Origin of the sequence: Paenibacillus solisilvae (genome assembly GCF_042656405.1) — a bacterium.
GTDB lineage: Bacteria > Bacillota > Bacilli > Paenibacillales > Paenibacillaceae > Paenibacillus_Z > Paenibacillus_Z solisilvae.
On sequence record NZ_JBHSOW010000047.1, the window covers coordinates 22,385 to 35,671 of the forward strand.

Below are 13,287 nucleotides of genomic sequence, written 5' to 3' on the forward strand. Positions count from 1 at the left end.
ATGGGATTTATGTTTATGCGTTAACCTCCTCCTGATCTAGGCATATAGTAAGTAGATCTATGCGAGAGGGGAAGATTCTTTTGTTTTATTATTATCCGAACCCTGGAGACTCCTATTACCAACCGGGGTTTCAAAGCCCTCCCTATCCGAATCATGCTTGGACGATCAGCCGCCTATATTACAGCAATACTGCTGAACTCCGTGAGAAACAAGAGCCCATTACCTTTGTGCTCATCCATGGCTCTTGGGCGGATTCTAGCTTCTGGAACGGAGTTGCAGCATTTTTACGTAAAAAAGGACACACTGTTTATGCGCCTGAATATGCAGGACATGGCGCTGACACCACTAAAAATGCGAATCATGCGATGATGACCCAATCCATTGTAGATTTCATCGAAGGAAACAATTTGAACCAAGTCGTGCTTGTAGGGCACAGCTTCGGAGGAACATTAGTCCAGACTGTCGCTCAAGCTGTACCGGACCGGATCAAACGCCTAGTCTTCTTTGATGCTTTTATTCTTAATGATGGAGAGATGCTCGCCGAAGAATTCCCTCCTCCTGTTCAGGCCGCTTTCGAGTCGCTTATCCAAAGCTCCAAGGATAACAGCATTATGCTTCCATTTCCTCTATTCCGTGAAAATTTCACAAACTTGGCGAGCCTGCAGCAAGCCCAGCAGTTCTACAGGAATGTGAAGCCTGAGCCAGCAACGCCATTTCACGAAAAACTGGATCTGAAGAAATTTTATTCGTTAACAATTCCAAGAAGCTATCTTTATCTGACAGAAGATAATGTCCTTCCTTTTGGAAGCAGTCAATACGGCTGGCATCCGCATATGTCCAATCGGCTTGGCATGTACCGGTTCCTCCAAGACTCCGGGGATCATTTCAGTACAACTCTTCTTGATCCAGGCAAAATCGCACGAAGGTTATATGAGGCGGGAAGAGACTGACCCTGCAGCCGGTATACACGAAAAAAGCAACTGCCCTCTTGAGGACAGCTGCTTCCCTTACATCGATGCATGATGATTCATTCTTATCCCGCTTTTCTTCGTCAGCTCCGGCAGAGCTACACCAATCAGCACTAATCCCACTCCCGCCCATTGCAGGAAGCTGACCTGCTCATGAAGCACGCTTGAAGAGAGCAAAACGGCAACAGGGAGCTCCGATGCACCGAGAATACCAGCCATCCCCTCTCCAATATGCGGAACTCCAATCGCGAAGAGGACCGGCGGTATAAAAGCTCCGAATAATCCGAGCAATAAGCCAAACAGGAGCAGCTTTCCGAGCAGCAGACCATTTAGGAGAAAAGTTGGCGGGAACAGAATGAAAACAAGGATCAAGCCGCCGGTGATCATCCAGCTGCTTCGAATAGCGGGATGAACGGAAGGTACCGCTTTGCCGCTAAACAGAATAAACATCGTATAGCTTACTGCTGCAAGAAGTCCAAGAACGATACCGATGATATTGAATCTGCTGACTCCCTGCTCCATTATTCCAGCCGCCAAGAGGGTCCCCCCAAACAGAACAGCCAACGTAAGGAGCATAATCGCATTTGGACGTTTGCGCTGGCTGATTGCATGCAGGAGCACGCCCATCCAAGTAAATTGGAACAGCAGGATGATAGCCAATGAATTCGGAATATAACGCAGGGAATGGTAATACAGGAGTCCGGTCACCGCTGTTGGCATGCCCGCCGCCATCAGCATGAAACGCTGTTTCCAAGTCAATCTTCCAACCGGCTTACTAGTCCGGCTTGAAGCAGATTCTCTCTTGCTGCTCCGCCGCCTCATATAGAATGCCAGACTCCATGAAAGCAGAAATCCGACTAACAGCTGGCTCCCAACAACTTCTCCTAAGCCGTAACCCTCTCCATAGGCCTTTACGACAATGGTCGATAATATGCCGTAGCTCATCGCGCCAAGTAAAACCGACAGTATATATTTCATGTTCTAAAGACGTCCCTCCTAAAAGATTTGCGGCTTATCTTGCGGTAATTTACCGCCAAACAAAAAACTTCCTAACCACAAATACAGAATCATTAGGAAATGATTCGATATTCGCAGTTAGGAAGTTAAGGCTTCCTGTAGAAACCCTCACCCTGTTCTTGCTTGGTGCACTGTGAGGTTATACGATTCATATGTGATTATAAGTTTGACAACAGTAGAAATCTTACACGACAAGTAAACTATTGTCAACAGGGTATTGTTGGGGCTTGCCCTTTATTGGACGTCAATGGAGCTGATTTTCCATGGATCAAGCGGAGACAATCGCATTATTTTGAATCGCATGATCTTATCGCGCGGCGCACTGCCTGCTGGAATAAGCTTCACCTTTAATGGTAGTTCGTATGCCAGCAGTTCCGAAAAGTCCCCCTCAAGATCCTCCGTTTTCCGATGATTAACCGCAATCAAAGGCTGCTCCTTCATATAATATTGGAGCTCTTCATGGGCCGAATCCATATAGGTTTGTTTGAGGATTTCAAATTCCTTCAGATTCAGAGCAATGATAAATGTCCTGACGATCGGATATGGCGAGGGCTGAGTCCAGATCGCATTCAACTTACCTGCGGCTTTCAAAACCATTAATTGATGACCCGGATCTGCTTGTCCAGAACCATGCGTTTTGCTTCCAAGAAAATGAATGCAAAAATGACCGGAGAAGTCGTTATCCGGAATTCCGTCACCGCCATGCGGCATACCGTGCATTGAAGCTGCAAAAACTTGATTCCCTGCTTGTACGAGTACCGCTTTCCGGTGCCAGCTCCATTTTCCCTTGTAAATTCGTTTCATGATCGCCGTATCTTCCTTCGTCAGAGGCTGGACATCAGCATGCAGCTGTCCGGCTCTGCGCTGGGCGTTGAAAGCCATTCCCGTCTCCAAATCGACAACCTTCACATTATCCTTAAGCGCGATCTTTTGCTTCGCTTCCTCCCATGGAATCATCCTCCCATAATGAGCAGCGCGGGCAAGTTCAACCTGTTTCAAGAGCTTGCTTCTATCGGAAGCAGAGAGCTCGAGCCGCTGCTGCTTAGCCTCATCATATAAGCTGCCTCCCTGATCCACCGTATAGATCGTCTTCGTGTGAGTTTGATCGTTCCAAGCGGATAAATACGTATCCGAAATCGGTGCCGCATTCGACGGCAGCCGGATTGCGCGGTCCTCCAGCTTAGAAAGGAAATTCTGATCCTTCAAGCTTACATGCGTGACATAGCCTGCCTGAGGAGAGACCCGAACTGTCAATTCCCCCTCAGCCGGGACTGCGGCTGCCGCCCCTGTTACACTAAGCCATACGCATCCTGCGGCAATAACTCCGACTCCTTTTCTGAACATCCTGATTCTCCTTTGCTGCAGCCTCTCTCTGGAAGCCTGACCGGGTTACTTCTTGATAATTACCCGCGTTCCTACACCGATATGACGGAACAGCCACTCAATATCCTTATTGCGCATTCGAATACATCCGGACGATACACTGCGTCCGATCGAATAAGGCGCATTGGTTCCATGAATGCCATAACGGTAGCCGCCTGTATTGGGTACACTAAGCCCCATCCATCTGGTTCCAAGCGGATTGCGCTTATCACCAGAGGGGATATTTTTTCTGACGTACCATGGATTGACGATTTTATTAGCGATTTTAAACTCGCCGACAGGAGTCAGCTCGCCTTTTCCCGTTGCGATTTGAAAACTGTAGATGGGCTCATTATTAATATATACCGACAGAATATTTCTAGTCTTATTAATGACCAAGCACATGTCGTCTTCAACGGGCTGGGCGTTTGCCGCCGTTAAACTGAACGTGAGACTGACAACAAGTGCCAGGATCATTGAAATGGCTGCTTGCTTCACTTGTACGGAAGTCTCCTTACTGACTATTGTCTAAGTTGTCGTGATACAAATTTAAGTCAACTTGCGAAAATCGCTTTTCATAATACTCTTAACATGCCCCGACCAGCGGCCATTAGCCGGACAATATTTCTTTGCCACCTTCTCAATTGTTGTCAGCCCTTTGCCTACATAATTTTTGGCCAGGAGTTGTCCGAACTTCCTGACGCTGTCCCCTTTCGTAGCGAAGCTGAATGCTTTTTTATTCTCACTGCCTGTTATCGCATTCAAGCCGAATAAGTTATTTTTCGTCCGCGATAGCCGGCTTTTCCCGTTTCCGCTCTCGAGCTTCATCACCGCAATGGTGAAGAATGCGTTAATGCCAAAATCGTCTTCGATATCCAGAATCGCTTCTTCTAATCCTTGCCCGGCGAGCTTGGTGCCTTTCAAAATAAGAGCAATGTGCTCGGCGGTTAAGCCTGAATCCGATTTCACTATTGTGGTTGGTCTCGCAGGATTGCCTGCCGGCTTTTTCACGATAAGCGGCTTTGGAGCAATCGATACGGTTGAATTGGCCCGGCTGGGAGCGGCGGAGAGTATAGTCACGGCTGATTTAGACTTCTTCGTATCAAGCGGAGCTGCATAGGCGCCATGCACATAACCGCCATCCTTTAGCTGCAGCCACCCGTTAGCCGTAGCTGAAACTACCTTTAACTCCGTACCCTGTTGAACCACGCTAAGAATTTTTGATTTGGAGTTAGGCTCCGAACGTACATTCAGATAGTAAGACGTCACTTCATAAGTAGGAATAACAAGTTCCTTATGTATATCCTGTTCCTGCTTGATTGGTTTGGCGGTACTTACGGGAGGCTTATTCTGTACGCTCGGTTGGACTGCGGGTGTACGAGCGGGGAATAGAACTGCTGCTGAGGGTATAACCTTCTTGAGGATCAGAGGCTTAACATTGTTCGCCTGGGCTTTAGGAAAGGAAGAGTCATAGTAGGAAATTGTTGATGCGTGTGCGGTCAATGAAGGGAATATAAGGTCATTCGAACGATTGTTATTGGCAATGAAAGTAAAGATAACCGATAAGATCAAGGCTGAACATATTAAATACATGAATAATTGCCGTTTTAAACTTCTAAACATTTAGCTGCACCTCTTTCTCAGTATTATTAATAGTTGCTGAGGGCCAGTTCGATATAGGTTAGATTGTAACGGCTGTCATTCGAAAATCATGTCAAACCTTCTGCGAGGAAATGATGAGCTTTTGTCGATTGAGCGCAAAGTGGTGGATAACAACGAAGAAGCAGTCGTTCATAGACGGCTGCTTCTTTATGTTTATTGGAATAAAATATTCATTAGCATTTTTTAACTTTGCTTTGGACTAGCCGTCGCACTGCCTAATTGAAGGATTGTCCAGCAATCTTGCAGCATCAACGGTGGGCAAAACAGCCTCTATAACCAGCTTTCTTTCAAGATATATAATAGAGTTATATCTTTCCTAATCTTATGGAATCCATTTCATTTCTCTTGCCTTGCGAATCGCATGTACGCGGCCTTTGACCTGAAGCTTACCATAGATATGGTGCAGATGAAGTTTGACAGTGCCTTCAGCGAGAACTAACTGCTTGGCGATCTATTTGTTGGATAGTCCTTGTGCAATCAGCATCATGATATCCATTTCTCTGGGAGTAAGCCCGTCAACAAGCTGTACAGCTTCCCGATCCTTTTCTTCTTCTCTAAAGGGTCTTTTATCATGTTTCAGTATCCGCCTCAGATATTCACGGGATACTCCGGGCAGCGCTCCAGCAGCGCCGGAATTTGATTGAAGTGCTCCATGAGCATTTCAGTCCATACTTGAATGATGGTCAGCTCAGGCTTGTGCGCAATGTCCCCCGTAAGCTGCTGCAGCCATCTGCAGAGGGTGGTGAGCTCTCTGCGCTTTAATAATCGGGCAGCGATGGATTGGAGCAATGCTGCTGCATGCTCAAACCCGCCCGCGGCAATGGCATGATCGATCGCTTCTTCGGTAAGCCCTTGGCTTTCGAACCATTCCGATGCGCGCATATGCAGAATTGCTATGGCATGACTGCCGGACATTTGCATCAATCGGTTATGTAAAAAGTCGGCAAATAAATGATGATAGCGGAACCAGTTCCGGTCATCGTCGAGCTCAATAAGAAACAGACCTGTTTGTTCGAGCTGATTTAAGATACCCGTTTCAACCGGCTCACCCGTTAAAATACGGCACAGATCCTAGTTCATTTGGTTCAGAATGGAGGTTTGCATCAGGAAATGCCTGATTGTCTCATCCAGCGCCTGGAAGACCTCCTCCATCAGATAGTCCGCTACATATCGGTGATTGCCTGTGAACTGCTGAAGCCGCGCCCCTTGAATGCCGCAACCCGACAGCGCTGCAAGCTGAATACCCGCCGCCCACCCCTCCGTTCGATCAGCAAGGAGCTGAAGAGTAAAGGGATCTGGAAGTTCGCCGGTCTGTCTTTGCCAAAATGAAGCTATTTCGTCTTCGGTGAACTTGAGTTCATCCATTCCGATCGGGTTCAATTCCCTCTTGCCTCGCAGTGTAGCAACTGGAAACGGGAGCTCTCTGCGGCTCAGGATACATAAGTGGATATGTTTTGGCAGGTGGTCGAGGAAATAAGCCAATGAAGCGTGGACATCCATCGAATCAATGCAGTGGTAGTCATCTAACACAAGCACCAAATCTTCCGAAGCGTCGTCAAGATCGTTGAGAAGCCAAGAAACCATTTTATCAATAGAGAAAGAGATCGGGGACTGAAGCAGCGACTGAGCCTTCTTGCCGATTCCCTGCTGCAGCCGGTCAAAAGCAGTCACGATATAACTCCAGAATCGGTGCAGATCATTCTCACCTGGATCGAGCGATACCCAGCCGGATCGAACTTGACGCGACATTATCCAGTCGCTTACCAGCGTCGTCTTGCCAAACCCCGCTGGCGCGATAACGGAGGTTAGCCTGCACTGCAGGATGCGGTACATAGCCGTATCCAGGCGGTCTCTGGAAACCAGCTTAACGGGGTGCTGCGGAATATATAGTTTCGTGGAGAGTACCGGGTGCGTATAATCCGCAAGCTCGGGAGCACCCCGGGTTGCTTTTTCATACATGGTCACATCGATTCTTTATATAGGTTTATCCCGGTGCGGAATCCACACGCAGCGTATGACATAGTACTATTCGATAAATGTAAACAAATACCTGTTTATGTCAGGTTTCTTCTCAAAACAAAACAAAAAAACTGACACCGGTTTTACCGGTGCCAGCTTGCAGCATCCCTGCGGGCGATGGTTGATTCGGAGCCTGTTCACTCCAGCGGCAGACCTTTTTTCCTCAGCAGCTCTTTCATGAACAAGCGTTTGGGGTTCTTCAGCAGCTTTGTCATCATTTCCGTCCAACGGTCCTTCCGTTTACCGCTTGTTCTATCCGCATAATAAGATGATATTTCCTCGTTATATTGAATGAGCTGATTGATAAATTGATCTTTATCTTGATTATATTCATCTTCATGGTACACATTATCGAAGGGCAATCTTTGTTTCTGCTCGGCTCCATCTGCCGGATAGCCGACACTCAGACCGAATAAAGGGATGACGCGATCCGGTGTCTTGAGTATTTCACATACCTGCTCAAGCTGATTGCGGAGACCGCCGATGTAACAGATCCCAAGCCCCATGGATTCTGCAGCCACTACCGCATTTTGCGCCGCTAAAGCCGTATCGATGACGCCGATCATGAAAGTTTCTGTGGAGGCCAGCGTTTGATTGATTTCTTCAGGGGCTGCCTTCTCAATCTGTGAGGCAATCGCCAAGCGGTTAAGATCCAGACAAAAGACAAAGAAATGACCGTTGTGACTGACATAGGCTTGTTTGCCTGAGAGCTCAGCAAGCTTGTCTTTCTTCAGTGGATCCTTTACGCCAATGATGGTATAAGCTTGAACAAAGCTTGAAGTCGCTGCTGCTTGCGCGCTGGAAACAATTCCCTGAATTTGTTCATCGCTCAGCGGCTTGTCTGAATAGGAACGAACAGAACGGTGATTTAATAAATGTTGTATGGTTTCATTCAATTCTGAATCATCCTCTTTCGCTTATTTCTCCTGCTTTTAAAGCGCTGCGCCTTTACCGCCATCAACGTTTACCGAAGTCCCCGTCACATAAGAGGCTGCATCTGATACTAGAAAAGCTATCACATTGGCCGCTTCCTGCGTCTTCCCGATACGTCCTAGCGGAATATCATGCTTGGGATCATTGGCGAATTGCTCCCACGTCAGATCAGGGGCATTCTTCTTCCACGACTGCTCAATTTGATCACTTCGGATCAAGCCGATGCAAACGGCATTTACTCGGATCCCGTCTGCCGCCAAATCCTTGCTCATTGCATTCGTCAGCGCAAGTCCCGCTGCACGGCTGACAGAAGTCGGCAAGGAGGATGCAGAAGGTGTTTTGGCGGCCGAAGTAGCTATATTGACGATGGCTCCCCCGCCCGCTGTCCGAAAATGCGGCAGTGCTGCCCGGGAGCATTGAATGGCGCCGAATAATTTCAGATCCAGATCCTGATTCCAAAGATTCGTAGACACCTGGTCAAATGGTTTGGCCGCTGCGGTTCCGGCATTGTTCACTAAAATATCCAAACGGCCAAAATGCTCCACCGTCTTCGCCACCGCTGCTTCACAATCTGCCTGTACACTGACGTCCGTTTGGATGAAGAAAGCTTCGGAACCGGTTTGCTCCGTTATGGATGCTGCCGCTTTCTGCAAATCATCCTCATTACGAGCGCAGATTGCGACCTGCGCCCCTTCTCTGGCTAAGGTAAGCGCAGTCTGAAATCCAATTCCCTTGCTTCCACCAGTAATTAACGCCACCTTGCCCTTCAAACCTAAATCCAACTTTACCAACTCCTTTCCCGTATAGTTCTACCTTACACTTTTTTGACAGCCAGACCAAATAGGATTTCTCTATAACAGCAAAAATCCACTGTTTGAACGGATCGATTGGTTTGGGGCTATGTTCTCCTGATTGCCTCAATCGATTTCGCTATTTCCCTCCAGCGTTCAGGGACTTCCTCAGCATTCGGAACATAGACGGAGGTCAGATTTCTGGACAGATGAGCGATCTCATTTTGAATCAGGATTTCTTTGATTTCGGACGGCTTCGTAGGAACAAGGCTGCCTGCCGCGCTCTCAAATGCTTGTAACGGCAGAAACATCCCCAAGCTCTTCTTGTAGGAGCAGCGGGCCGGGAAACGCGGAGAGCTTCCGGAGTCATACTTGGATAGGTATACGTTATCCGCATTCTCTAAGAGCAGCCGGAAGGCATCAAATTCGAGGATCGCAAAGCTTTCATCAGGCTCTCTTCGCGTATACATGGCAAGCATTTCCTGACAATAACGTAAGGTTGGCCAGAAGAATACATGCTGATCAATGTAAGCCCGGAACTGCTCCTGTGTTGTCTCGGGATCGAACATGCTTTCTGCAATTCGCAAATGCGAGTTCAAGATGATATTCATGCCAAGATGATCGATCTTTTTTCTGCTGGTCCGCCGGTTTCCCCTGGAAGCATGATCGATTCTACCAGCAGCGAACAAAGCATCGAAATGAGCGATAGCGTGTAAATTGTCCGATCTGGTGAAATGGAAGAGCGACTTTCTGTTCTCCGATTTCGTTATTTTCATGATGATCCCATCAAGCATGCAATTATCTCACCTGCTTACTTACGTCTTGTAAAACCCACTCCAGCGCCGGATCTATTCCTTTGTCAACGGAGGATAGCTGAATCGGAATCTCTACATCCGGCACAATTCCGTTCCCCTCAAGCAGAACCCCGTCCATGGTGTAGTACCGCTCATTGGATAGTGTAAAGGATTCGCCGTTTGGCAGCAAACGAGTCAATGCATCAGAGAAAAATCCGGCTGTCCGTTCCCCGGCGATCTTAACGTTCGGGAGCTGTCTCATGCTCTGAACGAAAGTCTCGGCTGCGCTTTCTGTTAATATACTCGTCAGCAGGATTATTGGCTGCTGCTTATAGCTGTCTCCCTGAGGCTCCATGTACTGTGTTTCCAGCTTCATCGCCCTGTCACCAAAACAGGCCTGCTTCTTGTATGCTGCTCTCTTCTGATCCGCGAACCGGTTCGCAAAGGCTAAGGCCACCGCATCCTGCCCTCCTTCATTAAATCGCACATCCAGCACAATCGCTGCAGCAGGGCTAAGTTTCAGCAATGCTTCATCTAATGAAGGAACCAGTTCCTTCAATGATTGCCCTGTGTTCTCATCACTTGCTATCGCAGCAAGGTTCATGTACCCCACTTCACGGCACCTGTGGTTTCGTCTTTCAGTTCACTGATCGGATGATGGAGTGATTACCATGTGGTATCTGCTGTTTTCAATTTCCCATTATGAATCGAGTTATCGAATGTCGGGGATTGCACAACCGTTGAATCCGTTATCTGATAACCCGTTACCTTTCCCTTATCGATATCCAAAAAAATAACCATAGCCTTCCATCTTCCATTGCCCGTCTGCTTCCGCTTCACTCTCTGCACAGCCGCTTACCAATGTGCCTGCCAGCTTCAAGGATAGGATCATATACATAAACGGCGTCTTCATTACAGTTGACATTCCCCAAACCTCCAGCTACCTGCGAACCCGTTTTTATTTGCAATCCTTTCTCATTGTATATAATGCGCCAGTAATTGGTATCCGTTTCTAGACCGGATTGACCCTGGACCATCGCTCTGGAACATTTGCTGCGAGCCGGACAAATGCTCCATCATCATAAAAAAGAAGAGCGCGACGCTGTCTATCAAGCAGCCGCTGCTCTTCTTATTAATTCCTATAAATTCTGCGTGCTGATGCTGCCGTCAGGCTCGAAAGTCAGCTTCTTCGAAGCCACCTTCTCAATAAAGAACCGGTCATGGCTGACGGTCACGACAGCTCCTGGAAAATGGATCAATGCCTGCTCCATAACCTGGATGCTGGTCAAATCAAGATGATTGGTCGGCTCGTCTAAAATAATAACAGCCGCTCCTGATAACAGGCATTTCGCCAGCGCTACCCGGGCTTGCTGTCCGCCCGACAAATTGCCGATTACTTTATACAGATCATTATCCGAAAATTGCAGCATGCTCAGGAACTTGTTCACTTTCTTCCGCGGGGCATCCTGCCCGAGCCCAAATATATTAACCGCATGACTGACGGTATCCTTAAGGTCAAGCTCCTCCCACATTTGGTTAAAGTGGGCGAAGCTCACTCCCTTCTCCCAGCGAACCTTGCCGGAATCAGGCTGTTCAAGGCCCGTAAGCATCTTGATCAAGGTGGATTTTCCGCTTCCATTGGGACCTACAATCGCGATCCGATCTTCCTTTTGAATATCGAAACTAACCTGCTTAACAATCTTCCGGTCGCCATACTGCTTGCTGATTCCATCGACCTGGCATAGATTATCCGGGAAGCGAAGGTTCTGATAGATGTCCGTGATGAGAACATTCACCGGATTCGGTGCCACACTCTTCTTCATATCCGCCAGCTTACGGGATAAACGATCCTTGGAGGACTTCCGCTGCGAACGATTATCGATCGCTTCCGCCTCCATAATCAGCAGCTCTTCCTCCCATTCAAACTGCCGGTCCAAAGCCTTCTTCCGGAATTTCTTCTTCTGTATGTAATCCGAATAATTGCCGTCATATTCTTGAAAATGGTAATTCTCGATTTCAATTGTCTTCGTCACAACACGATCAATAAACTGCCGGTCATGGGAAACGAGAATCATAGCGCCATTATAGCGATGCAGCCACTGTTCCAGCCAAACCATGCCCTCCATGTCCAAATAGTTTGTCGGCTCATCCAGCAGAACAACATCCGGAAGCTCAATTAGCATTTTGGCAAGCGCTGCACGGTTCCGCCAACCACCGGATAGCTCGTCAATCGGCTGATGTCGGGAATGATCATCAAAGCCAAGCTTTGTCAGTACCGTATCGATCTCAACCGGCACATTCCATCCGCCCTCAAGCTCCATCTGTTCGAAGAGCTCCGCCTGCCGCTCCAGCAGCGCGTTCATCTCAGAATCATCCGCCGCTTGGCCCAGCTTCTCTTCCACCGCCTTAAGCTCTCGTTCAATAACCCAAATATGCTCATAACACTGCTCCAGCTCCTGCTGAACGGACTTCGAGCCGCTTAATTCCGAGAATTGGGAGAAATAGCTCACTTTAACCTTAGGATCAACTTCAACTTTGCCTGATGAGGCTTCTTCTTTGCCAAGAATAAGCTTAAATACGGTTGATTTGCCGGCACCATTGCGCCCGATTAACCCGATCCGCTCCCCTTTGCCCAGTTTAAAATAAATATCGCGAAAAATAAGAGTATCTTCATACTTCTTGGTCACATTCTCTAATCGAATTAAGCTCACTGCTATCTTTCACTCCTTTGTCTCTGTTGCTCCAATTTCTATATTATAAACAGACAAGCTGCGGATTGACATGGGTATGGATGAACTGTTCGTTCAGCTTCATTGCTGCCGTTTCTTGCCAAGCTCATAGGACTCCCCCATCTTTTCGGAAGCTGTCAATGAAATGCTGGGCACTTTTGGGCAGATAACGATCCTTCAGCCATAAGATCCCGATATCGGATTGGAAATCCGCGTCCTCAATATTCAGCATCTTCACGATCGTAGTCGGAAAAGATGACATAACCGACTTGGGAAACACCGTCGCTCCTATCCCCTCGGCAATGAGAGCCATGATTATGGCCACGCTGGAGCATTCGCATATAATGTTCGGCTCGTAGCCATGGCGCTTATACTCATTGACGACCTGCTCGTGCATTCGCGTTGTTTTATCTGTCTTCAGAGTAATAAAAGGAAACTGTGCAAGCTCTTCCATACTGATGGTCTGATTGCCTGAATACGGGCTCCATGCGCTTGGAATAACGGCGACGAAGGGATCGGATGGGAGCGGGAGAATCGAGTACTGCTCCGGATACGTTAACGCTTCAAACGGCAGCCGGGCCATGACCAGATCGATGGCGCGTTTCTCCAGCTGTTCGCCTAAATAAAAATGATCCCCTTCGAGGATTTTGAATGTAACTTCGGGGAACCTTTTCCGGTACCGTTCGATACGCTGTGGTAAGAGCGAAATACAGGAGACGACAGAACCGATGGAGAGCACACCCCTTACACCCTCTTCTCTTTCTTTAACTTCCTTGATCGTTTCACTGAATTGCAGCAGTAAAAGTTCAGCCTTCTGCTTCAGGAGCTCGCCGGCGTCGGTCAGCTTCAACCGTTTGCCTGTCCGGTCAAACAGCAATACGCCAAGCTCCTCCTCCATAAGCTTAAGCTGCCGGCTTAGCGGCGGCTGCTCCATATTGAGCAGCTTAGCGGCGCGCGTAACCTGCCCTTCCTGGGCAATGGTTAAGAAATATTTTAGCTGACGCATATCCAT

At 48.0% G+C, this 13,287-nt stretch carries 15 protein-coding genes, 1 pseudogene and 1 riboswitch; of the genes and pseudogenes, 1 reads left to right on the forward strand and 15 read right to left on the reverse strand.

Annotated elements, in window-relative coordinates:
* Positions 1 to 80 precede the first annotated feature (80 nt).
* On the forward strand, positions 81 to 950 hold the full coding sequence (locus ACFPYJ_RS13880; RefSeq protein WP_379188748.1) for an alpha/beta fold hydrolase: 870 nt from the start codon (positions 81 to 83) through the stop codon (positions 948 to 950).
* A gap of 57 nt (positions 951 to 1,007) precedes the next feature.
* Here ACFPYJ_RS13880 and ACFPYJ_RS13885 read toward each other — a convergent pair whose 3' ends face one another.
* The 15 genes and pseudogenes from ACFPYJ_RS13885 to ACFPYJ_RS13950 all read right to left on the reverse strand — a co-directional run bounded on the left by ACFPYJ_RS13885 (position 1,008) and on the right by ACFPYJ_RS13950 (position 13,287).
* The gene (locus ACFPYJ_RS13885; protein ID WP_379188749.1) at positions 1,008 to 1,946 is read right to left on the reverse strand and encodes an EamA family transporter; all 939 of its coding nucleotides are present in this window, start codon (positions 1,944 to 1,946) and stop codon (positions 1,008 to 1,010) included.
* A 94-nt stretch (positions 1,947 to 2,040) separates the two neighbouring features.
* Positions 2,041 to 2,152: riboswitch (purine riboswitch) on the reverse strand.
* Between the two features lie 67 nt (positions 2,153 to 2,219).
* Positions 2,220 to 3,329 (reverse strand): hypothetical protein, encoded by a 1,110-nt coding sequence (locus tag ACFPYJ_RS13890; protein WP_379188750.1) that lies wholly within the window; start codon positions 3,327 to 3,329, stop codon positions 2,220 to 2,222.
* 45 nt (positions 3,330 to 3,374) lie between these two features.
* Complete coding sequence (locus ACFPYJ_RS13895) at positions 3,375 to 3,845, reverse strand: L,D-transpeptidase (protein WP_379188751.1); 471 nt, start codon at positions 3,843 to 3,845, stop codon at positions 3,375 to 3,377.
* Positions 3,846 to 3,896: 51 nt separating this feature from the next.
* Positions 3,897 to 4,970: a glucosaminidase domain-containing protein gene (locus tag ACFPYJ_RS13900; protein WP_379188752.1), complete on the reverse strand. Its 1,074-nt coding sequence runs from the start codon at positions 4,968 to 4,970 to the stop codon at positions 3,897 to 3,899.
* A gap of 361 nt (positions 4,971 to 5,331) precedes the next feature.
* Complete coding sequence (locus ACFPYJ_RS13905) at positions 5,332 to 5,460, reverse strand: response regulator transcription factor (RefSeq protein ID WP_379188870.1); 129 nt, start codon at positions 5,458 to 5,460, stop codon at positions 5,332 to 5,334.
* Between the two features lie 137 nt (positions 5,461 to 5,597).
* The gene (locus ACFPYJ_RS13910; RefSeq protein ID WP_379188753.1) at positions 5,598 to 5,891 is read right to left on the reverse strand and encodes a hypothetical protein; all 294 of its coding nucleotides are present in this window, start codon (positions 5,889 to 5,891) and stop codon (positions 5,598 to 5,600) included.
* A 42-nt stretch (positions 5,892 to 5,933) separates the two neighbouring features.
* Positions 5,934 to 6,077: pseudogene (locus tag ACFPYJ_RS33200) on the reverse strand (winged helix-turn-helix domain-containing protein); the annotation flags it as partial.
* Between the two features lie 3 nt (positions 6,078 to 6,080).
* Positions 6,081 to 6,968, reverse strand: coding sequence for a MalT transcriptional regulator family protein (locus ACFPYJ_RS13915; RefSeq protein ID WP_379188754.1), 888 nt, complete (start codon positions 6,966 to 6,968; stop codon positions 6,081 to 6,083).
* 197 nt (positions 6,969 to 7,165) lie between these two features.
* On the reverse strand, positions 7,166 to 7,924 hold the full coding sequence (nfsA, locus tag ACFPYJ_RS13920; RefSeq protein WP_379188755.1) for an oxygen-insensitive NADPH nitroreductase: 759 nt from the start codon (positions 7,922 to 7,924) through the stop codon (positions 7,166 to 7,168).
* Between the two features lie 36 nt (positions 7,925 to 7,960).
* A complete protein-coding gene (locus tag ACFPYJ_RS13925) occupies positions 7,961 to 8,743 on the reverse strand; it encodes an SDR family NAD(P)-dependent oxidoreductase (RefSeq protein WP_379188756.1) in 783 nt (260 codons plus the stop codon).
* A 116-nt stretch (positions 8,744 to 8,859) separates the two neighbouring features.
* Positions 8,860 to 9,546: a DUF7002 family protein gene (locus tag ACFPYJ_RS13930; protein ID WP_379188757.1), complete on the reverse strand. Its 687-nt coding sequence runs from the start codon at positions 9,544 to 9,546 to the stop codon at positions 8,860 to 8,862.
* A gap of 4 nt (positions 9,547 to 9,550) precedes the next feature.
* Entirely contained in the window at positions 9,551 to 10,150 is a 600-nt protein-coding gene (locus ACFPYJ_RS13935; protein WP_379188871.1) for a S41 family peptidase, read from the reverse strand.
* 171 nt (positions 10,151 to 10,321) lie between these two features.
* Positions 10,322 to 10,471 (reverse strand): hypothetical protein, encoded by a 150-nt coding sequence (locus ACFPYJ_RS13940; RefSeq protein WP_379188758.1) that lies wholly within the window; start codon positions 10,469 to 10,471, stop codon positions 10,322 to 10,324.
* A gap of 214 nt (positions 10,472 to 10,685) precedes the next feature.
* Positions 10,686 to 12,257 carry an ABC-F family ATP-binding cassette domain-containing protein gene (locus ACFPYJ_RS13945; protein WP_379188759.1) on the reverse strand — a complete coding sequence of 524 codons (1,572 nt, stop codon included), beginning with the start codon at positions 12,255 to 12,257 and terminating at the stop codon, positions 10,686 to 10,688.
* A 124-nt stretch (positions 12,258 to 12,381) separates the two neighbouring features.
* Positions 12,382 to 13,287 carry a LysR family transcriptional regulator gene (locus ACFPYJ_RS13950; RefSeq protein WP_379188760.1) on the reverse strand — a complete coding sequence of 302 codons (906 nt, stop codon included), beginning with the start codon at positions 13,285 to 13,287 and terminating at the stop codon, positions 12,382 to 12,384.